The organism is Bacillus sp. J14TS2 (assembly GCF_018333015.1).
In the GTDB taxonomy this organism is placed as follows: Bacteria; Bacillota; Bacilli; order Bacillales; family Bacillaceae_C; genus Lederbergia.
Map to the genome: position 1 here is coordinate 1 of NZ_BORE01000044.1, position 1310 is coordinate 1310.

Consider the following 1310-nt stretch of genomic DNA (forward strand, 5'->3'; position numbering starts at 1 on the left):
TTATTATGTGTTGAGAGACTGAACCCGATATGATAGACGACATGCCGGAGATGAGGGTTTCCTTGTCTGGAAATTCGACCATAGTACCGGGATCCCTCGTCTCCGCCCGATTGTTTGATAAGAGGGTTTGTACCAGCCTTTTTAATAAGTTGGCCGGGATTATCATAGTTTGAGATATCCCCTAGCTCAGCGTAAAATTCGGCGGCAGAAACTAAGCCAATACCTGGAACAGTAAGTAAAAGTTTGCCATCTGTTTGAATAAGGATCTTTTCGATCTCTCTTTCCAATGTCTTGATGTTTTCGCTTATTTTTTTGCGGTCTTGGAGTCTCATTTTTAACACAAGAAACTCCGGTGCTAGCTCTTCCTTAGAACGAGTAATGGCTTGTTCAGCAGCGAAGAGAAGCCTTTGAATGGTTGCGGCCCGCAATTTTAAATTGTATTCTTTCGACAACCTCTTAAGTCCCAGTTCACCTAGCGATAGAATATTTGAAGGGTGTGGATAGTGTTCCATAAAGAACAGGGAAGATTTCCCCCAGAAATCACTAAAGATTTTTTGGGTCTTTCGTTTCCCCTTTTGCTCAATCGCATATCCTTGGAATTCACGCCAAATATGATCCATTAAAGTCCGAATCTCCACTAGTAGAGAGGAGCGTCGATTCATTTCTTTTCTCCTCGTTCTTGTCAAAATGAGTAGTTGACGTTGCTTTCCTTCTAATAGTGTGGATTCAGTTCCTTTATTATTTTTAATGGCATGTGCCAGAGCGATAAGGTCCAAATCGTCCGTTTTACACCAATTGAGGGCACTATTTCTCTCTTCTTTGGTTGTATAGGCATTGAAGATATCTACACGATAACCACGTGAACCAAGTTCACGAACAATATCTTCATAATAATGGCCAGTAGCTTCAACGCCTATAAATATACGCTGAGCATCCACCATCTTTACGGATTTTTCAATCTTAGCGCATAGTAAATCTACACCTGAATGATTAACGGAAAAGAAAAAGGATTTCTCAATAACATCACCAAAGTAATTACATATCAAGGCTTTTTGATGAAGTTTAGCTGCATCAATTGCGATAATAAGAACTTGTTCTAGATCCACCCCCCGCAATTGATCCCTAAAATAACTTCCTTTTTTTCCTTGAATGTGATACTGTTTATGAGTCCCCATGCGACTTCAACCTCCTATTTTTAGTGAGTGGGTGATGAGATTGAGTTCCCTGTTAGGTACTTTAATCTTACATGAAGTCGCTGGGGATTTTTTATGTTTCTTTTTGGTAATTACATTATTTCATACACCAGGAAA

At 39.7% G+C, this 1310-nt stretch carries 1 protein-coding gene; it reads right to left on the minus strand.

What is annotated here, in order from left to right:
* Positions 1–1175: transposase (locus KI375_RS26955; protein ID WP_212976436.1), on the minus strand; the 1175-nt coding region annotated here is incomplete at its 3' end.
* Positions 1176–1310: the final 135 nt, after the last annotated feature.